The sequence below is a fragment of the Streptomyces sp. NPDC006235 genome (assembly GCF_040613735.1).
Lineage (GTDB): Bacteria > Actinomycetota > Actinomycetes > Streptomycetales > Streptomycetaceae > Streptomyces.
Map to the genome: position 1 here is coordinate 207,533 of NZ_JBEXSR010000006.1, position 24,116 is coordinate 231,648.

The window sequence follows — 24,116 nt, forward strand, 5'->3', positions numbered from 1 at the left end:
CCCAAAGGGCCCGCCGGGGGGGCGTCACGCCCCCCGGCGGGCCCTTTGGCGCAAGTGCGGTCGGCAGAGGCTGAATCAGCCCTCCTGAACCCCTGGCCGCCGCCGCTGGGACCACCACATCCCCGCCACGCCCGCCGCGAGCAGCGACGCACCGGCCGCCCCCAGCGGCAGCAGATCGCGCGCCGGACCGGTCTTCGGCAGCTCCTTGCCGCCCGGGGAATCCGGCTTGCCGGGGGAGACCGGCTCGTTGTCGGTGCCGAGCAGCAGCGGCGTCGCCGGTGCGTCCGGCGACGGATTCGTCGTGCCGAACGGCACCGGGCCCTGCTGCCAGAACGTCTTGTTCCCGTCGCCGCTCTGCACGGGCAGACAGATCTTCCCGGTCTTGCCCAGGTCGTACGTCGCGTCGACGGCGTACGACTTCGACTCACCGGCCGCGAGATTGTCGAGAGGGCAGCTGAAACCGCTGTTCGAACCCTCCGGAAGATTGTTCTCGGCTATCGGGGAACACCCCTGGACGTTCTTGACGATGAGCCCGTCGAAACCGACGACCAAAAGCTGGATCTTCCCGCTGTCCTTGTTCCCCTCGTTCTTCACCGTGGCGGTGAGCGCCGTCTTTTCGGAGCCGTTGTCGACCGAGATCTTCTCGGGCAGCAGCGTGGTCAGCTTCACCCCCGCCGGCGCCTCGTTAACGACCTTTCCCCCCTTGCTGCTCGCGGGCCCTTCGTCTTCCGCTCCGGCCGTTCCGGAAAGGATCACCACGGCCGAGAAAGATGCTGCCACCAGCGATCCCGCGACCGCCGCCGTGCGACGAGAACTCATGTTCGCCCCCCTTTGCGTCCCCCTGGACTGCCCTGGCCTGCACCAGAATTCGCCAGTACTGAAAGAGCTACCACAAGATTTCCCGGCACTATCCTGGTACGGGACGAAGTGTGACCGTTGTGTTTCACTGGAGTCGGTCGCGGCGTCGCGGAGGGGGTGCAGCGGATTGCCGGGGAATGCGAACATCGGCGGTGTTCCAGGGATATTGGTGACGGGGCGCTATCGGCTGGTCGAAAGTATCGGTCAGGGGGGAATGGGGCGGGTGTGGCGAGCCGCCGACGAAATACTCGACCGGCAGGTCGCCGTCAAGGAAATGCGGATCGACGGCCTCGACGCGGAGGACAGCAGGACCCGCCGCGAACGCACCCTGCGCGAGGCCAGGGCCACGGCCCGGATCGACCACGCCAACGTCGTACGGGTCTACGACGTGGTCGACGAAGGCGAACGCCTGTGGATCGTCATGGAGTTGGTCGCGGGCCGCTCCCTCGAGCAGATCCTCGCGGAGGACGGCCCACTGAGCCCCCGCGACACGGCCCGGATCGGACTCGGCCTGGTCGCGGCGCTGCGGCAGGTCCATGCGCGGGGCGTACTGCACCGGGACATCAAGCCGGGCAACGTGCTGGTGGAGACCTGGAGCGGATCGGCCGGGCCGGGACGCGGCACCGCCTCCGGGCGGGTCGTCCTCACGGACTTCGGCATCGCCGCGATCCAGGACGCCAAGGCGCTCACCATGGTCGGCATGCTGGTCGGCTCGCCCGACTACATGGCTCCCGAGCGCATCTCCGGCCGCCCGCAGGGCCCACCGTCCGACGTCTGGTCCCTCGGCGCGACGCTCTGCGCGGCCCTGGGCGGCCGTTCCCCCTTCGCCCGCGACACCACGCTCGCGACCCTGCACGCGGTCCTGTACGAGGAACCCGAACTCCCCGCCACGTCGGGACCGCTGCGCGACATCCTGACGTCCCTGCTGGAAAAGGAACCGTCGGTCCGCCCGGGCCTGGAGGAACTGGAAGCGGCCTTGGAGCCGGTCGCGTTCCCGGCACCGACGCCTACGGTGCCGGTGGTGGCGATACGGGAACGGCTGGAGCGGACTGAGGGGTTGCCGGGGCCGGAGCCGTCGGACGGGGAGCCGGTGTCGCCTGTGGCCCCCGCTCAGCACCCCGCCGCCGCAAGGCCGGACCGACAGCCCGAGCCCGTGCCCGAGCCCGTGCCCGCCCCCGTCCCGCAACCCGACCGGCCACCCACCACTCCACCGCACGCCACCACGACCACCCCCCGCCCCAGCCCCGTCTCCCTCAGCCGGGCACAGGCGGCGACGGAGTGCCGCCCCCACCCGGCACCCACCGCGATGCCGCCGGGCGAACTCCCCGGCCCCGCCACACCGGCCGCGGCCCGCCTCCGCGCCGGACACCGCCGTACGATGCTCGCCGCCGCCGCAGCCACGGTCGCGACGGTCGGCGCCGTCGTAGGAATCGTGCTGGCGACGACATCCGGCTCACCGGGCGACGGCGCCCCCCGCGCAGGCTCCTCGGCCTCCGCAGCACCCACCACCGAGTCCACCCCCGACTCCACCCCCTCACCCACCGTCGAAGGCACCTCCAGGCCGCAGAGCCTGCCGCCGGGCGCGCACCGGGAGGCCGGCGGATTCGCCTGGGCGACACCCGACGGCTGGCGGCGGGACGTGAAGACGGGCGCGGAGGTGCACTACACCTCCCCGGACGGCACGCAGGAACTCGTCGGCAAGTCGTCCCTGGCCCGCGGCGACCTGCTGGAGACCTGGCAGACCTCGGAGCGCAACGCCCAACAGGGTGAGGACTACCAGAAGGTCCGCCTGGAGGAGACGACGTTCCGCGGCCATCCGGCGGTGGTGTGGGAGTACACGTTCACGCTGAAGGGCGTCCACTGGCACGCCCGCCTGCTCGGCTTCAACTCGGGCGGCAAGTCGTACCAGATCAACACCTGGTACGACTCCGGCATCGAACCGGAAGCCCTCCGTACGTACGAGAAGGTCAAGGACAGCTTCACGGTGCTGTAGGCGGCAACGGAAAAGCCCCCCGTTCACCACGAACGGGGGGCACCGGGAACGGTCGGTCAGCCGGCCGAAACCTCGTCCCGCCTGTCGTCCTGCGCCTGTCCTTGTTCCTGTCCCTGCGCCTGCGCGGCTGCAGCGGCGGCCCGCCGCCCCCCGAGGACCTGCTCCTTCACGAAGGCGACGACGAGGACGAGCGCCGCGACGAGCAGCGACAGCAGCATGGTCTCGCGCCCGTCGTGCTCGGTGTCGGTGAGCATGTAACCGAGGATGAACACGATCAGCGCGGCCGTCGCCCAGGTCAGGTACGGGTACAGCCACATCTTCACGACGAGCTTCTCGGGCGCCTCGGCCTGGATGATCCTCCGCATCCGCAGCTGGGAGAAGCAGATCACCAGCCACACGAAGAGGGCGACAGCGCCACTGGAGTTCACGAGGAAGAGGAAGACGGAGTCCGGGAACTTGTAGTTGAAGAACACGGCGACGAATCCGAACGCGACGGACGCGAGGATCGCCGTGCGCGGCACGCCGTTGGCGGTCGTCCGGGCGAAGCCCTTCGGCGCGTCACCGCGCTGGCCGAGCGAGAAGGCCATGCGGGAGGCGGTGTAGAGCCCGGAGTTGAGACAGGACAGCACCGACGTCAGCACGATGAAGTTCATGATCTGACCGGCGTGCGGGATGCCGAGGGAGTCGAGCGCCGCGACGTACGAGCCGTCCTTGGTGATGGACTTGCTGTCCCAGGGCAGCAGAGACACCACGACGAAGATCGAGCCGAGGTAGAACACGGCGACACGCCAGATGATGCTGTTGGTGGCCTTGGTGACGGCCTGCTGCGGATTCTCGGACTCACCGGCGGCCAGGGTGGCGATCTCGCTGCCCATGAAGGAGAAGACGACGAGCAGCACACCCGTGAGGATCGCCCCGGGACCGTGGGGCAGGAAGCCCCCGTGCTCGGTGAGGTTGCTCAGCCCGGCCTGCTCACTGTCCACACCCGGCAGCAGCCCGAACACGGCCAGCCCGCCGATGACGATGAACGCGGCGATCGCGACCACCTTGATCCCGGCGAACCAGAACTCGAACTCTCCGTACGAACCGACGGAGACGAGGTTGGTGGCGGTGAGCACCAGCATCACGATCAGGGCCCAGGCCCACTGCGGCACGGCCGGTATCCAGCCCTCCAGGATCACCGCACCGGCGGTGGCCTCGACCGCCAGCACGACCACCCAGAAGAACCAGTACAGCCAGCCGATGGAGAAACCGGCCCAGGACCCGAGGGCGCGGTCGGCGTGCGCGGAGAAGGAACCCGACGTCGGGTTGGCGGCCGACATCTCACCGAGCATCCGCATCACCAGCACGACGAGCGTGCCGACGAGGGCGTACGACAGCAGGATGCCGGGCCCGGCGGTGGCGATGCCGGAGCTGGACCCGACGAACAGGCCCGCCCCGATGACGCCACCGATGGCGATCATCGACAGATGCCGGCTCTTCAGCCCGGCCTGGAGCCCGGAGCCGTCACCGGGTTCGTTTCCTGTCGTTTTGAGAGTCGGCTGCGAGGTCATGGAACGGATTTCCTTTGCGCCGGGGAGCTGTTTGCTCGTACGAGCGGTGTACGAGCCGGTCCAGTGAATCGGAGGTGAACGAAGAGGAGAACCTTTGAATCCAGATTGTTACTTGAGGTTTTCCTGAGCTTCAGTTACCCGGCTCACACTCACGTCAAGTTTTCATGAGCGCCACCCCGCGCGCCTGCCCCGAAACACCCGTGTCACACTCGTCCCATGCGCGTGTACCTCGGCTCGGACCATGCGGGCTACGAACTCAAGAACCACCTCGTCGAGTGGCTGAAGGCGGCGGGTCACGATCCCGTCGACTGCGGCCCGCACATCTACGACGCCCAGGACGACTACCCGCCCTTCTGCCTCCGCGCCGCGGAGCGGACGGCCGCGGACCCCGACGCCCTCGGCATCGTCATCGGGGGCTCCGGCAACGGCGAGCAGATCGCCGCGAACAAGGTCAAGGGCGTCCGCGCGGCCCTCGCCTGGAGCGAGGAGACGGCGGCGCTCGGCCGCCAGCACAACAACGCGAACGTCGTCGCCGTGGGCGCGCGCATGCACTCGCAGGACGAGGCGACGGCGTTCATCGAGACGTTCCTCAGGACGCCGTTCTCCGGTGACGAACGTCACATCCGACGAATCGACATGCTCGACGACTACGAGTCAACCGGCGACCTCCCGCCCATCCCACCCCACCACCCCCAGCAGTAGGCCCCCGGGGCAGCCGGCTGCACCACCCGGGGGAGGCCCCGGCCGGCCCGCCCGGCTACGGCCCACCCGAGGCGGGGCTCTTCCACCCCCACCTCCGACCTCCGAGCCGGACCCGGGCCCCACGCGGGGCCCGAACTCCCCGCGGACGGAACACAGCGAGGGGATTGAGCGCCCGAGCCCCCCGGCCGCTCAGCGCATTCGAGCCTGTTGCGAGGGCCCGGGGCATTCAAGCCAGCCGCGCCGGTCGATCGCACTGGTCCTGCTGCGGGCGTCCAACACACGCGGGTCGACGCGGGCGTCCAACGCACGCGGGCCCCACGCGGGGATCCAGCAGACCCGGCCGATGCGGGTGCCCACCCCCCGGGGAGCCTGATGCGGCTGTCCGGCACACTCGGGCCTCATGCGGGTGGCCAGCACATCCGGGGCCCGATACGGGACGAGGGGCGCAGCCCCCTCTCGGGGTGCAGGGGCGGAGCCCCGCGAGGGGCGCGGGGGACGCAGTCCCCGCCGGGGTCCGGGGCGGAGCCCCGGGGCTTTTCGACTCCAGCCCCTTGAGGAACTGCTTCGGGTGGGCGGGTGGGAAAGCTCCCCGCCGGGGTCCGGGGCGGCGCCCCGGATCTTTTCGACCTCAGCCCCTTGAGGAACCGCTTCGGGCGGGCGGGTGGGAAAACCCGCAAGGCGACCATCACAGGAGGCACCCGTGCCAGAAGGCCACACCATCCACCGACTGGCCCACGACTACGCCACCGCCTTCCTCGGCACAACCCCCCTCATCACCAGCCCCCAGGGCAAGTTCACCGACGCCGCCACCCTCCTCACCGGCACGGAACTCACCCACACGGAAGCCCACGGCAAACACCTCTTCCTCGGCTTCCGCACCACCGACTGGATCCACATCCACCTGGGCCTCTTCGGCAAGGTCACCTTCACCCGCACCCCCACCCCCGCACCCCCACCCACCGACACGATCCGCCTCCGCCTCGCGAACGACACCACCTGCGTCGACCTCCGCGGCCCCACCACCTGCGCCCTGATCACGCCCCCGGAGAAGCAGGCGATACACGACCGCCTCGGCCCCGACCCCCTCCGCGACGACGCCGACCCGGACACCGCGTACCGCCGTATCTCCCGCAGCCGTACGACCATCGCCGCCCTGCTCATGGACCAGAAGGTCATCGCCGGCGTGGGAAACGTCTACCGCGCGGAGGTCCTCTTCCGGCACCGCATCGACCCGTACCGCCCCGGCAAGGACATCACCCCGCCGGAGTGGCACGCGATCTGGACCGACCTGGTCGAGCTCATGCACGAGGGCGTCCGCAACAACCGCATCGACACGGTCCGCCCGGAACACACCCCGGAGGCGATGGGCCGCCCGCCCCGCGTGGACGACCACGGCGGCGAGGTGTACGTCTACCGCAGGGCCAACCAGCCCTGCCACATCTGCGGCGGCGAGATCCGCACCGCCGATCTCGCCGCCCGCAACCTCTTCTGGTGCCCGACCTGCCAACGCCCCTGAAAAACCCAACGCCCCTGAAAACCCCCCGGTCTCAGAACCCGTGCGGCAACCACGGCGCCGCCACCCCGCCGCTCCCGAACGCCAGCGACGCCTCCGCCAAGGCCCCCGGCCGTACCTCCCGCACACGCCCCGCCGCCCCCAACGCCCCGAGGCTCACCCCACCGAGATACGCCGCCCCCAACTCCCGCACGGACAGCGCGACATCCGCCGCATCCGCCGTACGCTCGCAGGACGCCCCCTTCGCATCCCCGCTGAGCCGCCAACGCCCGGCGTTCCAGGGACAGAACGCGTCCTCCACCTCGAACACCACGTCCACCGGCGTCTGATACGTCCGTGCCTCCAGCGCGGCCCCGATCTCCACCGGCCGTACGTACAGCGAATCCCGCAACCGCGGCTGACACCGCCGTATGTCGGACACCAGGTACTGCCACGCGTCGTCGACCGGCCGCCCCCGCAGCACCAGCGTCGACGTCAGGTCGATACCGAACAGGAACCGCAGCAGCGCCGCGTCCGCCGCGGGATCCAGCGCGGCCGAGTTCTCCAGCGTCACCGTGCCGTTGGCGCCGGTGTACTCCCAGCCCGGCTTGACGCGGTACCGCGCGTACCCGACCGTCTCCCCGTCCCGCTCGGCGAGGACACACTGCAGCGGCGACGCCCCGCCCCGCCCGCTCTCCGGATCGAGCACCCCGAGCCGCTCCCAGCCGGGCTGCCGCGCCAGCATCCCCGGCCGCGACGGCACCAGTTGCGCGTACACGGCCTCGCACACGTCGACGACCTCGGCGGGATCGGCGTAGCGCAGACGCACGTCGTCCGTACCCGCCGGCAGCGAGGCCAGCCGCACCCGGCTCGTGTCGATCTCGGCGTTCAACTGGAAGGTGGCCGCGCCGTATCCGAACCGGCCGTAGATCGCCGGCTCGGAGGCCGTGAGCACGGCCAGCGGCTCACCCCACGCACGGACGTCGTCCAACTGCCGCCGCATCATCGACGTCAGGACACCGCGCCGGCGGTGTGTGGCGGCCACGCTCACCATCGTGACGCCCGCGGCCGGCACCGAGGCCCCGCCGGGCACGGTGAGCCGGAAGGAGAACGCCCCCGCCGTCCCCACACAGGCCTCCCCGTCCCAGACGCCGAGCGAGCGGTCGCACTCGGTCAGCGAGTTCCACAACTCCCGCTCCTCGGCGGACTCGGGCACTCCGCCGAAGGCGCGGATGAGGGTGTCGTACCACTTGTCCCAGTCGTCCCGCCGAAGCACCCGCAGGGTCGCCGCAGGGCCGGTCGTGTCAGTCACCATGGCCCATGCCTACCAGGGCACTGCGGGACGGGCGAGGGAATTTCTCCCGGCCGACGACAGGCGGCGCACCGTGAAGTTCACTGGGAAGTCGGCCCTCGGACGGGGGACAAGTAGGACCTCCCGTGCCAAGTGGCCGGTCCGATGGATAGGGTCCCGAACTAATGGCAGCAGGACGAGAGCGGCGCGCGGAAGCCGAGACGTTCACGGCCCGGTTGAAGAAGCAGTGGCACCGGGCCCGCGTCGGCGTGCGCCGAGCCGCCGTGGACTACTTCCGCGGCGACGGCTCGGACTGGATCGCCCTGGCCGGCCTGCTCCTGATGGTCCCGCTGATCGCGGCGGCGACGCTCGCGAACTCGGTGTGGTTCTCGCCGGCCGCGCTGGTCCTGCCGGTCGTCGTCGGCGGACTGGTGCTGCGCCCGGCGAGCCTGCTCGGTCTGTACGCGGCGGCGGCCACGGCGCTGATCGTGGAATCGGTGCGGCTCGGCCCCTACACGGAGGGCCCGTCCAGGGTCACCCCGGGCGTGGTGCTGGTGGTCGCGGCCTGCGGTTTCTTCGGGCTGCTGCTGGCGCAGTTCCGCAGCCGGGTCGGTGTGCCCTGGCGGCGCGGCGGCACCATGCTGTTCGACCTGCGCGAACGCATCCGGGTGCAGAGCAAGCTGCCCGGCCTGCCGGACGGCTGGCACCGGGAGATGGCGCTGCGCCCGGCGGGCGGCCAGTCCTTCTCGGGCGACTTCGTGGTGGCGGCCCGCACCAACGGCGGCCGTACGCTCGAGGTCGTCCTCACCGACGTCTCCGGCAAGGGCATGGACGCGGGCTCCCGCGCCCTGCTCCTGTCCGGCGCGTTCGGCGGCCTCCTGGGCTCGCTGCCCCCGCACGCCTTCCTGCCCGCCGCGAACGGCTACCTGCTCCGCCAGGACTGGGACGAGGGCTTCGCGACCTCCATCCACCTGGTCCTCGACCTGGACTCCGGCGACTACGAGCTCTACTCCGCCGGCCACCCGCCGGGCCTCCAGCTCAGCGCCGGCAGCGGCCGTTGGGAGGAGAAGACGGCCGAGGGCCCGCTCCTCGGCGTGTACGACGGCGCCCAGTTCGACCCGGTGAAGGGCTCGCTCCGCCCCGGTGACGTACTGATGCTGTTCACGGACGGCCTGGTGGAGACCTCCGACCGCGACATCGTCGAGGGCATCGACCGCCTCACCGGCGAGGCCGACCGGTACGTGGCGGGCGGCTTCCACGGCGCCGCCTGGCACCTCATCGAGGCGGTGGCCAAGGACGTCAACGACGACCGGGCGCTGCTGCTGATCTGCCGGGAGGGCCCGACGGCCGCCGCTCCCCGCTGACGTGCGCTTCTCCGGGTGCACACTGGAGCCGTGACCGAGACACCCCGCACCCCGCTGACCCTGGCCGAGGTCGAGGCCACCGCCCGCGCCGCGCACGCAGGCCAGACCGACAAGGCCGGACGGCCCTACGCAGAGCATCTCCAGGCCGTCGCGGAGGGCGTACGGGCGCGGGGCGGCGACGAGGAGCAGATCGCGGCGGCCTGGCTGCACGACGCCGTCGAGGACGACGCGCTCTCGCCCGAGTGGCTGCGCGAGGCCGCGCTGAGCAGCCGTACCAAGGACATTGTCCTCGCGGTCACCAAGCGGGCCGGGGAGCCGCCCGAGGCGTACGCCGCGCGCATCCTCGCCACGCCCGGCGCGCTGCTGGTGAAGGAGTCGGACCTGGCGCACAACGCGGACCCGGCACGCCTCGCGGTCCTCGACGAGGCCACCCGCACACGACTGACCGAGAAGTACACGCGGATGCGCGCACTTCTCGGTCTCGTCGGATGAACCGGGGCAGGGGCGTCAGGCGTTGACCTTCTCGCGCTCGCGCTCGCGCCGCTCGGCGCTCTGGCGCTCACGGGCGACCTCGGCCGCGTCCCGCTTGAAGGCCCACTCCATCTTCGGCTCCATCGCGAACCGGAAGACCCGCCGCACCGGCTTGGTGCACAGCACCGTCACCACGGCGGCCGCGGCGACGGTCACGGCGATCTCACCGAGCGGCCGGTGCATCCACGCCGACTCGAACCAGCCCTGGTAGTCGCCGGCCTTCACCAGGAAGCCGTGCAGGAGGTAGCCGTAGAGCGTGCCGGCGCCGAGCGCGGTGAACCACATGTGGCGGCGCGGCACCCAGGCGAAGAAGCAGGCGGTCAGCACCAGGGAGCAGCCGAACATGGCGAGCACCATGACCGGGCCGGTCCACCACGGCGCGCCCAGCTCCTGCGCGGCGTCCCGGTGGTAGAACCAGGCGGTGTTCATGCGCGGCACGGCCCACCAGCTGAAGGCCAGCGCGGCGGCGAAGACGGGCACCGAGGCGATCCGCACGGAACGGCGGCGCACCATGTGGAAGTGCTCGGGCTTCATCACCAGGCCCAGCACGAAGAACGGCAGGAACTGCAGGACCCGCTGGAGGTCGAGGTCGTCACCGATCTCCGGGGAGACGGACGCGAGCATCGCGAGGCCGAGCGCGAGCGGCAGCGGCCAGCGCGCCATCTTCCAGATGGGCGTGGTCAGCCGCCAGATGAACAGCGCGACCAGGAACCAGGTCAGGTACCAGGGGTCGAGGAGGCTGATGTCCTGGTGCGGATCGTTGTCGATGAACCGCTTGAAGAGCGGGTAGGCCGTCTCGAAGACGATGTACGGCACGGCCACACCGGTGATCAGGCGCTTGAGCCGGTCGGGCCGCATGTCGAAACTGCGCGAGAAGTAGCCGGAGATGATGATGAACGCCGGCATGTGGAACGCGTAGACGACCTGGTACGCGGCCTCGAGTATCCGGCTGTCGCCCTTGAGCGGTTCCCAGGCGTGGCCCATGGCGACCAGCACGATCGCGAGGTACTTGGCGTTGTCGAAGAAGGCGTCGCGCTGCTTGCCGTTCTGCTTCTTCTGGGTGCTCTGCGGCGAGCGCGGGCTCGGCACTCCGTCGGCAGAGGACTGTGCCGGGGGAAGTGGCGCCCTGCGGTCGCCGTTCGGTCGCAGCGAGTTCGTCACAGACCCTCCCACCAGGAGCTCGGGGAGACGATCCGGGACCTCGCTGCGCTTGCGGGGGACGAGGCAGCGTGGAACATCTGAGGCACCCTAGCGTTCCCTGCGGCTATTCGTAAAACGCCGGATGTGAATCCTGGCTATTCGCTGTGGGTACCCCGGATTTCGGGTAGTTGACGTCCTTGCGGGAGTGATGGCCAACACATCGTCGGGCGACGGGCGGTGCCCCTCACGCCCCGCCCCGCTTGTCGTGATACTTCCGGACTAAGCAGTGCATAAGACCAGCAGGCGACTCCGGTGGAATGTCCCCTTCCGTGCCTTCCGGAGCTTGCCCGCAGGGTGGTTGAGGAACTTGCGGGGGCAATTCGAATTAGCTGCGAACGCGTTGTGTGGGCATGGAAACGATTCGGTCGAATTCCCTGTGCGGGTGGTGCCTCGAATTCCCGTACGAGGCCCTGCCGTTCGGTCCCCGGCCGCAGGCGCCGCGCACCGGCTCGGACACGAGTGAGGTGGTCGATGTGTCACGATCCGCATAGCCCGGCCGGGTTGGTGGCACGATGGTTCTGGCGGGGTGCGCGTGGTCGCGTCCCGGGCCGGGAGAGCGGACCGACCGAGGGTGTGATCAGTTGTGGCCATTTCACTGTCTGTGGTGCTGCTGTTGGCGATCATCCTTGTGGTGTTGCTGAGAGGCGGCTCCATCAAGGCAGGCCCCGCGATCGTGGCGGTCCTCTTCGGCTTCTTCCTCGCCTCGACCGGCATGGCCGACGACATCCAGAGATTCCTCAACTCGATAGCGGAGACCATCAACTCCATCAGCTTCTGACCGGGCCGCTGCCGCCCGCCCCTCGCGATCAAGGTCGTGCACGGCCAGTTCGCCGACGACGAGTCCGCGCCCGCTTCCACCGCGAGGTGACCGCCGCCCGCCAGGTCGGCGGAGCCTTCACGGCCCCCGTCGCGGACGCGGTCGCGGACGCGCCGCGCCCCTGGAGGTCACGCTCTGCATCCCGGGCGCGCCGACCTCGGCACCCACGTCCGCGAGCACGGCCCGCTTCCCCTGCCCCGCCTGCGCGAACTCGCCGCCGACCTGGCCGAGGCGCCACGGCATGCACCGCGCCGGAGGCGTCCACCGCGATCTGAAGCCGGCCAACGTGATGCTCGCCGACGACGGCCCCCGCGTCATCGGCTTCGGCATCCCCCGCGCCGCCGAGTTCGCCGCCTCCGACGTCCTCACCCAGACCGGCCGGGTCATGGGGGACACCGCCCTTCATGTCCCCGGAACAATTCGCGTCCCCCCAGGACGCCGGCCCGGCGCGCCCCGGACGTGCTCGGCCAGGACGGCGACCGCCTGGTGCTCGCGGACGCGATCGCGCCGGGCAGCGGCCCCACCCCGGTCGACGTCACCACCACGCGCTCACCGCCGTACGGGTCCCGGCCGAGCAGTCCGACGCGTCCGGCGCGTACCTGGTCCGCGGAACCCTCCACTTCACCCGCACCAGCGGCGGCGTCACCGGCGAGGTCGAAGGCACCCCGTCCGCCGGATCAGGCCGAAATGGCTCGACCGGTCGAGCGCCGGCGGGATAGAACGACCGCCATGAGCTGGGTTGCCAACGTGATGATCTCGGCCGACGACGCGGATCGGGCAAACGTCGAGGCGCTGAGCGCCTGGCTGAGGGAAGAGGCTCCGCACCGCGGACAGCCGGACGCCTCCGGCGTCGGCGACCTCAACCTCCTCACCGACCAGCACCCCGGATGGGGTGGCTGGAAGTGGCCCGAGTGCCGGGTGTGGGCGGGAGCCCTCAACCACTGCGACCTCGACGCGCTCAGGAAACGGGTCGCCGAGACGCCCTGGCGGGAGCCGAACGTGGTGCAGCTCTTCGTGATGGACCAGGAGGAATCGTTCTTCCGCCTGTGGATGATCCGGGGCGGCGAACTGAGGCAGTACGCGCCCCTGACCCCGTCCGAAGAGGACGCCGGCTTCTACCTGTCCTGATCGTCGCAGGGGCGAAGGTCGGCGACCAGGCGGAAGCGCTCCAGCACCACCTGCGTCGTGTCGTCGACGGTGAAGCCGGGGTCCCCCAGGGCCGTCCGCATCTCCTCGCTGTGCCAGAACCGCTCGTGGCCTTCCCGCCACTCGGCCACGCCGGCGTGCCCTTCCCCCTCATCTGTCACGTGCGCGAGATCCACCTGCGCCAGCGGGACGACACGCACGCCGGTCACCTCGACGACCGCGACCGGACGCTGGTCCGAGTCGACGACCACCGAACGGTTCCCGACTTGCGGCAGTGGCTCTCCCTCATGCTCGTAGTCGACGACGAGTCCGGTCGTGGAGGTCTTCGAACCGCTGAGGATCGCTGCCACGAGCCGGTCGCGCAGCGGGCCGGGGAAAGCGAACTTGATCCTGGGCATCGACGCGATGTCCGCGGGCGCGAGGGAGTCGGGCGTCATGCGATCACCGTAACGAAACGCCCCCTGCAAACGATCAGGGCCGGGAAACGATCAGGGCCAGGCGGAGGATAGATCCTCTGACCTGGCCCTGAGCCGTACAGAGCGGGCGACGGGAATCGAACCCGCGTAGCTAGTTTGGAAGACTAGGGCTCTACCATTGAGCTACGCCCGCACAGCGCGCGCCGCAGGTCGGGCGACCGCGGCACTGAAGGCATCGTAGCGGGTCGGCCCCGTCCGTCGCACACCGCATGCCCGCCGTGGCCGACGCGGCACAGGGCCCTGTGGAAATGCGGCGGCCACACCGCCTGGCGGCATGTACCCTACGTGTCGCACCAGACGGGGTGTGGCGCAGCTTGGTAGCGCGTCCGCTTTGGGAGCGGAAGGCCGTGGGTTCAAATCCCGCCACCCCGACCAGCCACCCGGTCACCTCGCGTGATCGTCTCCCGATCACTGGCGTGATCGCCTTTTGGGCGGTGTAGTCGCTGCCGTTACTATGCAAGCTGCACGCCCGTGTGTCTCATCGTCTGAAGTCCTCCGGGCGGCGAAATCCGCCGGGCCGCTCTGGCACCGGCAGAACCCAAGAAGTCAGCCACAAGGAGACCGAACCGTGAAGAGCGCCGTGGAGACCCTGAACCCGACTCGGGTTCGGCTCACTGTCGAGGTGCCCTTCGAGGAGCTCAAGGACAGCCTCGACGCGGCGTACAAGAAGATCAACCAGCAGGTCACGGTGAAGGGCTTCCGTAAGGGCAAGGTCCCGGCCCGGGTCATCGACCAGCGGTTCGGCCGCGGTGCGGTACTGGAGGAGGCCGTCAACGACGCGCTGCCGAAGTTCTACACCGACGCGGTCAACGAGGCCGAGCTGAGCCCCCTGGGCCAGCCGGAGGTCGACATCACGGAGCTGAAGGACGGCGAGACGCTGAACTTCACCGCCGAGGTCGACATCCGCCCCGCGATCGAGATCCCGGACTACTCCGGCATCGAGGTCGAGGTCGACGCCGTCGAGGTCACCGAGGAGGACGTCGACAAGGCGGTCGAGGAGCTCCGTGAGCGCTTCGCCACCACCGCCCCGGTCGAGCGTGCCGCCGAGGACGGCGACGTCGTGACGATCGACCTGGAGGCCAAGGTCGAGGGCGAGGTCCTCGAGGACGGCGTCGCGAGCGGCGTCTCCTACACCATCGGCTCCGGCGAGCTGCTGGACGGCATCGACGACGCCGTGAAGGGCCTGGAGGCCGGTGGCGAGGCCACCTTCACCTCCGAGCTCAAGGGAGGTTCCGCCGCCGGCAAGGAGGCCGAGGTCACCGTCAAGGTCACCCAGGTGGCCAAGCGTGAACTGCCCGAGCTGGACGACGAGTTCGCGCAGCTCGCCTCCGAGTTCGACACCATCGAGGAGCTGCGCGCCGACAGCCGCAAGCGCCTGGAGAACATGAAGCAGTACGACCAGGCCACGCAGGCCCAGGAGCGCGTCCTGGAGAAGCTGCTCGAGCTGGTCGAGGTCCCCGTCCCCGAGAAGCTGCTCGAGGACGAGGTCAACACGCGCAAGCACAACCTCGAGCACCACCAGCTCGGCCAGATGGGTCTCGACCTCGCGAAGTACCTGGAGATCCAGGGCAAGAGCGAGGAGGAGTTCGAGACCGAGACCCGCGAGGCCGCGGTCAAGGGCATCAAGACCCAGTTCGTCCTCGACGAGCTCGTCAAGCAGGAGAAGCTCAACGTCAACCAGGAGGAGCTCACCGAGCACCTCATGCGGCGTGCCGCTTCCTCCGGCATGTCCCCCGACCAGTTCGCCCAGGCGGTCGTCGAGGGCGGCCAGGTTCCGCTCCTGGTCGGCGAGGTCGCCCGCGGCAAGGCCCTGGCCGTCGTGGTCGAGAAGGCCACGGTCAAGGACACCAACGGCGAGATCGTCGACCTCGACGACGAAGAGGACGAGACCGAGTCCGCCGAGGCCGCCGCCGAGGAGACCCCGGCCGAGTCCGCCGAGGAGAAGACCGAGGGCTGACCCCCGGTTGCCGTGAGTCCGTGAGAAGGCCCTGGGGCACGCCCCAGGGCCTTCTTGGTCTGCCGGCGGGCAGCGTCCTCAAGGGGCGCGGGGAACTGCGCGAGCAACCACGACGCACCCGCGGTCCGGCGACGGCGGGACCACCCCCGGCGAGACGGCACGGCCCCACCGGCCCAGCCCGCCGCGCTACGCCCCCGGCGAACACTCCCATCTCCGGGATTCCCCGAAGGGACCCGCGCGTTAGGGTCCATGAATACCAGGGCAGTGGAGTCTCCGATACGGCTCCCGCCCCGCAGGGAACACGTGAGACGGCCCGGCGCCGTCGTAAGACGAGCAGGTGGATACGTGACGAATCTGATGCCTTCAGCCGCCGGCGAGCCTTCCATCGGTGGTGGCCTCGGTGACCAGGTCTACAACCGGCTGCTCAACGAGCGGATCATCTTCCTCGGCCAGCCGGTCGACGACGACATCGCGAACAAGATCACCGCACAGCTGCTGCTCCTTGCCGCCGATCCGGACAAGGACATCTACCTGTACATCAACAGCCCCGGCGGTTCGATCACGGCCGGCATGGCGATCTACGACACCATGCAGTTCATCAAGAACGACGTGGTGACGATCGCCATGGGCCTCGCGGCCTCGATGGGACAGTTCCTGCTCAGCGCCGGCACCCCCGGCAAGCGCTTCGCGCTGCCGAACGCCGAGATCCTCATCCACCAGCCCTCCGCCGGCCTGGCGGGCTCGGCCTCGGACATCAAGATCCACGCCGAGCGGCTGCTGCACACCAAGAAGCGCATGGCCGAGCTCACCGCCCAGCACACCGGCCAGACGGTCGAGCAGATCACCCGCGACTCGGACCGCGACCGCTGGTTCGACGCTTTCGAGGCCAAGGAGTACGGCCTCATCGACGACGTGATCCCCACGGCAGCCGGTATGCCGGGCGGCGGCGGCACCGGGGCCTGAGAGGTCCCCACGGGGCCTGTGGCGCCCCGTGAGGCCCACGGAGCCCTCCCGGGCCCCCGAGACCCCAGACAGCCCCAGCCGACCGCCTCAGCCCCTTTCAGGAGACACCGTGAACCAGTTCCCCGGCAGCGGGATCTACGACCGTATGCACGCCGTGCAGGACATGCGCGCCGCTCAGGGCGAGTACACCGGCCCGCAGGCCGAGTCCCGCTACATCATCCCGCGCTTCGTCGAGCGCACCTCCCAGGGCATCCGCGAGTACGACCCGTACGCGAAGCTCTTCGAGGAGCGCGTGATCTTCCTCGGCGTCCAGATCGACGACGCCTCCGCCAACGACGTCATGGCACAGCTGCTGTGCCTGGAGTCGATGGACCCCGACCGTGACATCTCGGTCTACATCAACAGCCCCGGTGGCTCCTTCACGGCGCTCACGGCGATCTACGACACGATGCAGTACGTGAAGCCGGACATCCAGACGGTCTGCATGGGCCAGGCGGCCTCCGCCGCCGCCGTCCTGCTGGCCGCCGGTACGCCGGGCAAGCGCATGGCCCTGCCGAACGCGCGCGTGCTGATCCACCAGCCCTACAGCGAGACGGGCCGCGGCCAGGTGTCCGACCTGGAGATCGCCGCCAACGAGATCCTCCGGATGCGTACGCAGCTGGAGGAGATGCTGGCCAAGCACTCGACCCAGAACATCGAGAAGATCCGCGAGGACATCGAGCGCGACAAGATCCTCACGGCCGAGGACGCGCTGAGCTACGGCCTGATCGATCAGGTCATCTCCACCCGGAAGATGGACAACTCGAGCCTGCGCTGAGGCGAGAGGCTGTATCGTCTGCCGCCCCTTGGCACGGTTTCGGACGGTCCACGTCAAAGTGAACCGCGCCAAGGGGGGCCCGAACGAGGGGCCCGGCAAGGTACCGTCGGACATAAGGCAGCACCAGGAGTCCGCTTGGACGTAGGCGTCCAGGAGTCTCCCAGGCGAAGGGGAAGCACACCGTGGCACGCATCGGTGACGGCGGCGATCTGCTCAAGTGCTCGTTCTGCGGCAAGAGCCAGAAGCAGGTCAAGAAGCTCATCGCAGGGCCCGGTGTGTACATCTGCGACGAGTGCATCGACCTCTGCAACGAGATCATCGAGGAAGAGCTGGCGGAGACCAGCGAGGTCCGCTGGGAGGAGCTCCCGAAGCCCCGCGAGATCTACGAGTTCCTCGAGGGGTACGTGGTGGGCCAGGAGGCCGCCAAGAAGGCCCTCTCCGTCGCGGTCTACAACCACTACAAGCGGGTCCAGGCCGGTGAGAACGGCGGGGGGAGCGGCCGCGACGACGCCATCGAGCTGGCGAAGTCCAACATCCTCCTCCTCGGCCCCACGGGCTCCGGCAAGACCCTCCTCGCACAGACCCTCGCGCGGATGCTGAACGTCCCCTTCGCGATCGCCGACGCCACGGCCCTCACGGAGGCCGGCTACGTCGGCGAGGACGTCGAGAACATCCTGCTCAAGCTGATCCAGGCCGCCGACTACGACGTCAAGAAGGCCGAGACCGGGATCATCTACATCGACGAGATCGACAAGGTCGCGAGGAAGAGTGAAAACCCCTCGATCACGCGCGACGTGAGCGGGGAAGGCGTACAGCAGGCCCTGCTCAAGATCCTCGAGGGCACCACGGCCTCCGTCCCGCCGCAGGGCGGCCGCAAGCACCCGCACCAGGAGTTCATCCAGATCGACACGACGAACGTGCTGTTCATCGTGGGCGGTGCCTTCGCCGGCCTGGAGAAGATCATCGAGTCCCGCGCCGGCGCCAAGGGCATCGGCTTCGGCGCGCAGATCCGCTCCAAGCGCGAGACGGAGTCCAAGGACCAGTTCCAGGAGGTCATGCCGGAGGACCTGGTCAAGTTCGGCATGATCCCCGAGTTCATCGGCCGCCTGCCGGTCATCACCTCGGTCCACAACCTCGACCGCGAGGCCCTGCTCCAGATCCTCGTCGAGCCGCGCAACGCGCTCGTGAAGCAGTACCAGCGCCTCTTCGAACTCGACGGCGTGGAGCTGGACTTCGAGCGCGAAGCCCTCGAAGCGATCGCGGACCAGGCCATCCTCCGCCAGACCGGCGCGCGAGGCCTGCGCGCCATCATGGAGGAAGTCCTCCAGGGCGTGATGTACGAGGTCCCGTCCCGCAAGGACGTGGCCCGGGTCGTCATCACGGCGGACGTCGTCCAGTCGAACGTCAACCCGACGCTGATTCCGCGGGATGCGCGCGGACGCGGTCCGGGGGAGCAGAAGACGGCCTAGTCATCCACCTGCACGCGAAGGCGCCCAGCACTTCTGCTGGGCGCCTTCGTCGTTGCCGGCGTCAGGCTTTGACGCGGACTTCGCCGCGGACCTTGGTGGTGAGGTCGATCGCGACGTCCTTGGTGACGTCCTGCGCCGCGTCACCCGGCGACACGATGGCGATCGTGCTGTAGTCGGCCCATGCGCAGAACCAGTTGGTCTGCTCCTTTTGGGTCGCCCGGTTCTGCCCCTTGACCGACTGGCACTTCATGACCGCGCCGTCGAGGTCGGCCGCCTCGGGCTCGCCGATCAGTTCGGGCTTGCCGGACCCGGTGGAGGACTCCTTCGCGGCCGACTTCTTGAAGTTGGCGAAGAACAGGTCCAGAGTCGCCTCCGGGTCGGAGATCTCACCGTAGGCACCGGCCACCGACAGCGTCTTGGCCGTCGCCATCTTCGCCGCGGACGCCGGATCGTCGGGGTCGAAGTCGCTCAGGTCGACCGTGTTGTAGAGGCCCGCCGCGGACTTGGCGTTCTTGACGCCGCTCTTCTCCAGCTCCGACGTCGAGTCGTTGCCGATGGTCGACCCGTCCTTCGTGGTGCGCTTGTAGTCGCTGAGCACCGTCGCCGGCGTCGTGAGCTTGTGCGGCCCGTCGTCCTCCAGGCCGCCGCCACCCCCGCCGATCACGAAGTACGCGCCCACGGCGATCGCCGCGACCACCGCGACCGCGCCGATGATGATGCCCGTCTTCTTCTTGCCGCCGCCCGGGGCCGGGGGCTGGGGGACGCCGTACGGGGCCTGGCCGTAGGGCGGCTGCTGGCCGTACGGGGGCTGCTGGCCGTAACCCGGCTGGGGCGGGACGCCCTGCGGGGGCTGCTGCGGGTAGCCGTAACCGGGCTGGGGCGGAGGGGCCTGCTGGGGGTAGCCGTAGCCGGGCTGGGGCGCCTGCGGCTGCTGGCCGTACGGACCGGGCTGGCCGTACGGTCCGGGCTGCTGGGGCTGCCCGCCGTACGGGCCCGGCTGGTTGTAGCTCATGTTCTGGGTTCCCCTCCAGATGCTTATGTGTTCCGGACATCCTGGCGCAGACCCGTCGTGTGCATGGCATCGGGGCCCCCACCGTTACACAGCAAACGCGTTTCGGGACGGGGTGGTGACACCCCTAAACTGACCCCCGTGACCGAGAACGCTCAGCAGCAGCCACCAGCGCCCAGCACCGACCTGCCGACCCAGTACGCGCCGGCCGACGTAGAGGGGCCGCTGTACGAGCGCTGGGTAGAGCGGGGTTACTTCGAGGCGGACGAGAAGAGCGACAAGCCGCCGTACACGATCGTCATCCCGCCACCGAACGTCACGGGCAGCCTGCACCTCGGGCACGCCTTCGAGCACACGCTCATCGACGCCCTGACCCGCCGTAAGCGGATGCAGGGGTACGAGACGCTGTGGCAGCCCGGCATGGACCACGCCGGTATCGCCACGCAGAACGTCGTCGAGCGGGAGCTCGCCAAGGAGAACAAGTCCCGGCACGACCTGGGCCGTGAGGCCTTCGTCGAGCGGGTCTGGCAGTGGAAGGGCGAGTCCGGCGGGCAGATCAGCGGACAGATGCGGCGCCTGGGAGATGGCGTCGCCTGGTCGCGTGAGCGGTTCACCATGGACGAGGGTCTCTCCCAGGCCGTCCAGACCATCTTCAAGCGGCTCTACGACGACGAGCTGATCTACCGCGCCGAGCGCATCATCAACTGGTGTCCGCGCTGTCTGACCGCCATCTCGGACATCGAGGTCGAGTACCAGGACGACGACGGCGAGCTTGTCTCCATGAAGTACGGCGACGGGGACGACACCATCGTCGTCGCCACCACCCGCGCCGAGACCATGCTCGGTGACACGGCCGTCGCCGTTCACCCCGAGGACGAGCGCTACCAGCACCTGATCGGCAAGCTGGTCAAGCTGCCGCTGACCGACCGCTCCATCCCGGTCGTCGCCGACGAGCACGTCGACCCCGAGTTCGGCACGGGTGCCGTCAAGGTCACCCCGGCCCACGATCCGAACGACTTCGAGATCGGCCAGCGCCACGACCTCCCGGCCCTGACGATCATGGACGAGCACGCGGTCATCACCGCCCACGGCCCCTTCCAGGGCCAGGACCGGCTGGAGGCCCGCTCCGCCATCGTCGCCGCGCTGCGCGCCGAGGGCCGGATCGTCGCGGAGAAGCGGCCCTACGTCCACTCGGTCGGTCACTGCTCGCGCTGCAAGACGACGATCGAGCCGCGCCTGTCCATGCAGTGGTGGGTCAAGGTCGGCCCGCTCGCGAAGGCCGCCGGTGACGCGGTCCGCGACGGCCGGGTCAAGATCCATCCGCAGGAGATGGAGAAGCGCTACTTCGACTGGGTCGACAACCTCCACGACTGGTGCATCTCGCGGCAGTTGTGGTGGGGCCACCGCATCCCGGTCTGGTACGGCCCGAACGGCGAGGTCGTCTGCGTCGGTCCCGACGAGGAGCCGCCGAGCGGCGAGGGCTGGCGTCAGGACACCGACGTCCTCGACACCTGGTTCTCCTCCGGCCTCTGGCCCTTCTCGACCCTCGGCTGGCCCGAACAGACCGAGTCGCTCGCGAAGTTCTACCCGAACTCCGTCCTGGTCACCGGCTACGACATCCTCTTCTTCTGGGTCGCCCGGATGATGATGTTCGGCCTGTACGCGATGGACGGCACCCCGCCGTTCCACACCATCGCCCTGCACGGCATGGTCCGCGACCAGTTCGGCAAGAAGATGTCGAAGTCCTTCGGCAACGCGGTCAACCCGCTGGACTGGATGGACAAGTACGGCAGCGACGCCCTGCGCTTCACGCTCGCCCGTGGCGCCAACCCGGGCGTCGACGTCCCGATCGGCGAGGACTGGGTCCAGGGCTCGCGCAACTTCGCCAACAAGATCTGGAACGCGACGCGCTTCGCGCTGATGAACGGCGCGACGGTGGACGGCCCGCTGCCGGACCCGTCGAAGATGTCCTCGACGGACCGCTGGATCCTCTCCCGTCTGAACACGGTCGTCGCGGAAGTCGACGCGTACTACGACGACTACCAGTTCGCGAAGCTGTCCGACGCCCTGTTCCACTTCGCGTGGGACGAGGTCTTCGACTGGTACGTCGAGCTGTCCAAGACGACGTTCCAGGCGGGCGGCGAGGCGGCCGAGGTCAGCAAGCGCGTCCTCGGCGAGGTCCTCGACGTCACGCTGAAGCTGCTGCACCCGGTGGTCCCGTTCGTCACCGAGACCCTGTGGACCACGCTCACCGGCGGCGAGTCGGTCGTGATCGCCGACTGGCCGAAGGACAGTGGCTTCCGGGACGCCGACGCCGAGCGCGAGATCGAGAGCCTCCAGTCGGTCATCACCGAGGTCCGCCGCTTCCGCGCCGACCAGGGCCTCCAGCCCGGCCAGCGGGTCCCGGCCCGGCTGACCCTGGACGGCACGCCGTTCGCGACGCACGAGCCCGCCATCCGCCAGCTGCTCCGGCTCCAGCCGGAGGGCGACGCCTTCACGCCCACGGCGACCCTGCCGGTCGCGGGCGCGGAGGTCGCCCTCGACCTCTCCGGCACGATCGACGTGGCGGCGGAGCGCAAGCGCCTCGCGAAGGACCTCGCGGCGGCGGAGAAGGAGAAGTCCCAGGCGAACGCCAAGCTCGGCAACGAGGCGTTCCTGGCGAAGGCCCCCGACCACGTCGTGGACAAGATCCGCACCCGCCTGGCCAAGGCGGAGGAGGACATCGCCCGTATCCAGGCCCAGCTGGAGAGGCTGCCGCAGGCGTAAGGGTTCGTACGGCCGTCAAGGCCCCGGTGCTTGTCAGCGCCGGGGCCTTGATGCGCTCAGGGGCGTGGGGCTGCATCGATATGCGGCTCCGCCGCGTGGGCGCAACAAGCCCCCACAAACCCGCAGACAAGGCACGACACAAACCACCCCCACCCGATGTCACCCCCGCTCCGTAGACTGGCCCCGTGAGCGAGCTCCCCCCAGACCACAACGCCGACGACCAGCCCGACCCCCTCAACGCCTTCGACGAGATCATCGCGGAGGAGACCACCCGCGACCCCGACCTCGCGGTCATCGAGGCCGGCAGCCGAACCCTGCGCACCCAGGGCGGCCCGCCCGACGCCGACATCCCGACCCGGCCCGCCGACCCCGAGGTCGACAAGGCCCTGCGCGAGGTCGAGGCGGAGCTCGCCACCCGCTGGGGCGAGACCAAGCTGGAGCCCTCCGTCAGCCGGATCGCCGCGCTGATGGACGTGCTGGGGGAGCCGCAGCGGGCGTACCCGTCGATCCACATCACGGGGACCAACGGCAAGACCTCCACGGCCCGCATGATCGAGGCCCTGCTCGGCGCCTTCGAGCTGCGGACCGGCCGCTACACCTCGCCCCACGTGCAGTCGATCACCGAGCGCATCAGCCTCGACGGCGCCCCCATCGCGCCCGAGCGGTTCATCGAGACGTACCAGGACATCAAGCCGTACGTGGAAATGGTCGACGCGTCGCAGGAGTACCGGCTGTCCTTCTTCGAGGTGCTCACCGGCATGGCGTACGCGGCGTTCGCCGACGCGCCCGCCGACGTCGCCGTCGTCGAGGTCGGCATGGGCGGCTCCTGGGACGCGACGAACGTGATCGACGCCGATGTCGCCGTCGTCACGCCCATAGACCTCGACCACACCGACCGGCTCGGCACCACGCATGCGGAGATCGCCGCCGAGAAGGCCGGCATCGTCAAGCAGGGCGCGACGGTCATCCTGGCGCAGCAGCCGGTCGACGCGGCGCAGGTGCTGCTGAAGAGGGCCGTCGAGGTGGACGCGACGGTGGCCCGGGAGGGCCTGGAGTTCGGTGTCGTGGAGCGGCAGGTGGCCGTCGGCGGTCAGCTGCTGACCCTGCGCGGCCTGGGCGGCGAGTACCCGGAGGTGTACCTGCCGCTGCACGGCGCGCACCAGGCGCACAACGCGGCCGTCGCCCTCGCCGCCGTCGAGGCGTTCTTCGGCGTCGGCGCGCAGCGGGCCGAGCCGCTCGACTTTGACACGGTCCGCAAGGCGTTCGCCGCCGTCGCCTCGCCGGGCCGGCTGGAGGTCGTGCGGCGTTCCCCGACGGTCGTGCTCGACGCCGCCCACAATCCGGCGGGCGCCCGGGCGGCGGCCGAGGCGATCGGTGAGGCCTTCCAGTTCAGCCGGCTCATCGGTGTCGTCGGTGCGAGCGGCGACAAGAACGTGCGGGGGCTGCTGGAGGCCTTCGAGCCGGTGTTCGCCGAGATCGTGGTCACGCAGAACTCCAGTCACCGTGCGATGGACGCCGACGAGCTGGCCGGTATCGCCGTCGAGGTGTTCGGCGAGGAGCGCGTCCAGGTCGAGCCGCGGCTGCCCGACGCGCTGGAGGCCGCGATCACACTGGCCGAGGAGGAGGGCGAGTTCGCGGGCGGCGGTGTGCTCGTCACCGGTTCCGTCATCACCGTCGGCGAGGCCCGACTGCTCCTGGGGAAGGGCTGAGAT

19 protein-coding genes, 2 tRNA genes and 1 pseudogene are annotated in these 24,116 nt (G+C 69.7%); 15 read left to right on the forward strand and 7 right to left on the reverse strand.

Going from position 1 to position 24,116, the window contains the following annotated elements:
• Window positions 1-75: 75 nt before the first annotated feature.
• The gene (locus ABZ192_RS10220) at window positions 76-819 is read right to left on the reverse strand and encodes a hypothetical protein (protein ID WP_356924067.1); all 744 of its coding nucleotides are present in this window, start codon (window positions 817-819) and stop codon (window positions 76-78) included.
• Between the two features lie 205 nt (window positions 820-1,024).
• On the opposite strand from ABZ192_RS10220, the gene ABZ192_RS10225 reads away from it, so the two are divergent.
• Entirely contained in the window at window positions 1,025-2,851 is a 1,827-nt protein-coding gene (locus ABZ192_RS10225) for a protein kinase (protein ID WP_356924068.1), read from the forward strand.
• 56 nt (window positions 2,852-2,907) lie between these two features.
• Here ABZ192_RS10225 and ABZ192_RS10230 read toward each other — a convergent pair whose 3' ends face one another.
• The gene (locus ABZ192_RS10230) at window positions 2,908-4,404 is read right to left on the reverse strand and encodes an amino acid permease (protein ID WP_356924069.1); all 1,497 of its coding nucleotides are present in this window, start codon (window positions 4,402-4,404) and stop codon (window positions 2,908-2,910) included.
• A gap of 216 nt (window positions 4,405-4,620) precedes the next feature.
• Between ABZ192_RS10230 and ABZ192_RS10235 the strand changes: the two genes are divergently transcribed.
• On the forward strand, window positions 4,621-5,106 hold the full coding sequence (locus ABZ192_RS10235; RefSeq protein WP_356924070.1) for a ribose-5-phosphate isomerase: 486 nt from the start codon (window positions 4,621-4,623) through the stop codon (window positions 5,104-5,106).
• A 700-nt stretch (window positions 5,107-5,806) separates the two neighbouring features.
• Window positions 5,807-6,622 (forward strand): DNA-formamidopyrimidine glycosylase family protein, encoded by an 816-nt coding sequence (locus ABZ192_RS10240; RefSeq protein WP_356924071.1) that lies wholly within the window; start codon window positions 5,807-5,809, stop codon window positions 6,620-6,622.
• 31 nt (window positions 6,623-6,653) lie between these two features.
• Here ABZ192_RS10240 and ABZ192_RS10245 read toward each other — a convergent pair whose 3' ends face one another.
• A complete protein-coding gene (locus ABZ192_RS10245; RefSeq protein ID WP_356924072.1) occupies window positions 6,654-7,913 on the reverse strand; it encodes a GNAT family N-acetyltransferase in 1,260 nt (419 codons plus the stop codon).
• A 161-nt stretch (window positions 7,914-8,074) separates the two neighbouring features.
• Between ABZ192_RS10245 and ABZ192_RS10250 the strand changes: the two genes are divergently transcribed.
• Both ABZ192_RS10250 and ABZ192_RS10255 read left to right on the forward strand, forming a co-directional pair.
• The gene (locus ABZ192_RS10250; protein WP_356924073.1) at window positions 8,075-9,253 is read left to right on the forward strand and encodes a PP2C family protein-serine/threonine phosphatase; all 1,179 of its coding nucleotides are present in this window, start codon (window positions 8,075-8,077) and stop codon (window positions 9,251-9,253) included.
• A 30-nt stretch (window positions 9,254-9,283) separates the two neighbouring features.
• Window positions 9,284-9,745, forward strand: a complete 462-nt coding sequence (locus ABZ192_RS10255) for an HD domain-containing protein (RefSeq protein ID WP_356924074.1) — start codon at window positions 9,284-9,286, stop codon at window positions 9,743-9,745.
• Between the two features lie 15 nt (window positions 9,746-9,760).
• Here ABZ192_RS10255 and ABZ192_RS10260 read toward each other — a convergent pair whose 3' ends face one another.
• Window positions 9,761-10,873, reverse strand: a complete 1,113-nt coding sequence (locus tag ABZ192_RS10260) for an acyltransferase family protein (protein ID WP_356924075.1) — start codon at window positions 10,871-10,873, stop codon at window positions 9,761-9,763.
• 694 nt (window positions 10,874-11,567) lie between these two features.
• Between ABZ192_RS10260 and ABZ192_RS10265 the strand changes: the two genes are divergently transcribed.
• The 3 genes and pseudogenes from ABZ192_RS10265 (at window position 11,568) to ABZ192_RS10275 (ending at window position 12,929) form a co-directional block, all read left to right on the forward strand.
• Window positions 11,568-11,762 (forward strand): hypothetical protein, encoded by a 195-nt coding sequence (locus ABZ192_RS10265; RefSeq protein ID WP_003990237.1) that lies wholly within the window; start codon window positions 11,568-11,570, stop codon window positions 11,760-11,762.
• Between the two features lie 21 nt (window positions 11,763-11,783).
• A pseudogene (locus ABZ192_RS10270) lies at window positions 11,784-12,247 on the forward strand (protein kinase); the annotation flags it as partial.
• 283 nt (window positions 12,248-12,530) lie between these two features.
• Complete coding sequence (locus ABZ192_RS10275) at window positions 12,531-12,929, forward strand: squamosa promoter-binding protein 15 (RefSeq protein ID WP_356924076.1); 399 nt, start codon at window positions 12,531-12,533, stop codon at window positions 12,927-12,929.
• On the opposite strand, the gene ABZ192_RS10280 is transcribed toward ABZ192_RS10275, so the two are convergent.
• Together ABZ192_RS10280 and ABZ192_RS10285 are read right to left on the reverse strand one after the other, a co-directional pair.
• On the reverse strand, window positions 12,917-13,384 hold the full coding sequence (locus tag ABZ192_RS10280; RefSeq protein ID WP_356924077.1) for an ASCH domain-containing protein: 468 nt from the start codon (window positions 13,382-13,384) through the stop codon (window positions 12,917-12,919). The two genes, ABZ192_RS10275 and ABZ192_RS10280, sit on opposite strands and share 13 nt — an antisense overlap.
• Window positions 13,385-13,485: 101 nt before the next feature.
• A tRNA-Gly gene (locus ABZ192_RS10285) sits at window positions 13,486-13,556 on the reverse strand.
• A gap of 165 nt (window positions 13,557-13,721) precedes the next feature.
• Here ABZ192_RS10285 and ABZ192_RS10290 point away from each other — a divergent pair.
• The 5 genes from ABZ192_RS10290 (at window position 13,722) to clpX (ending at window position 18,629) form a co-directional block, all read left to right on the forward strand.
• Window positions 13,722-13,798: transfer RNA gene (locus ABZ192_RS10290), tRNA-Pro, on the forward strand.
• 193 nt (window positions 13,799-13,991) lie between these two features.
• A complete protein-coding gene (tig, locus tag ABZ192_RS10295) occupies window positions 13,992-15,380 on the forward strand; it encodes a trigger factor (protein WP_356924078.1) in 1,389 nt (462 codons plus the stop codon).
• 357 nt (window positions 15,381-15,737) lie between these two features.
• Window positions 15,738-16,343, forward strand: coding sequence for an ATP-dependent Clp protease proteolytic subunit (locus tag ABZ192_RS10300; RefSeq protein ID WP_030240055.1), 606 nt, complete (start codon window positions 15,738-15,740; stop codon window positions 16,341-16,343).
• A gap of 109 nt (window positions 16,344-16,452) precedes the next feature.
• Window positions 16,453-17,160, forward strand: coding sequence for an ATP-dependent Clp protease proteolytic subunit (locus ABZ192_RS10305; RefSeq protein WP_356924079.1), 708 nt, complete (start codon window positions 16,453-16,455; stop codon window positions 17,158-17,160).
• A gap of 182 nt (window positions 17,161-17,342) precedes the next feature.
• Window positions 17,343-18,629: an ATP-dependent Clp protease ATP-binding subunit ClpX gene (gene clpX / locus ABZ192_RS10310; protein WP_356924080.1), complete on the forward strand. Its 1,287-nt coding sequence runs from the start codon at window positions 17,343-17,345 to the stop codon at window positions 18,627-18,629.
• A 61-nt stretch (window positions 18,630-18,690) separates the two neighbouring features.
• On the opposite strand, the gene ABZ192_RS10315 is transcribed toward clpX, so the two are convergent.
• Complete coding sequence (locus ABZ192_RS10315) at window positions 18,691-19,641, reverse strand: hypothetical protein (protein ID WP_356924081.1); 951 nt, start codon at window positions 19,639-19,641, stop codon at window positions 18,691-18,693.
• A gap of 138 nt (window positions 19,642-19,779) precedes the next feature.
• On the opposite strand from ABZ192_RS10315, the gene ABZ192_RS10320 reads away from it, so the two are divergent.
• Together ABZ192_RS10320 and ABZ192_RS10325 are read left to right on the forward strand one after the other, a co-directional pair.
• Window positions 19,780-22,404 (forward strand): valine--tRNA ligase, encoded by a 2,625-nt coding sequence (locus ABZ192_RS10320; protein ID WP_356924082.1) that lies wholly within the window; start codon window positions 19,780-19,782, stop codon window positions 22,402-22,404.
• 185 nt (window positions 22,405-22,589) lie between these two features.
• Window positions 22,590-24,113: a folylpolyglutamate synthase/dihydrofolate synthase family protein gene (locus ABZ192_RS10325; RefSeq protein WP_356924083.1), complete on the forward strand. Its 1,524-nt coding sequence runs from the start codon at window positions 22,590-22,592 to the stop codon at window positions 24,111-24,113.
• The last annotated feature ends 3 nt before the right edge of the window (window positions 24,114-24,116 follow it).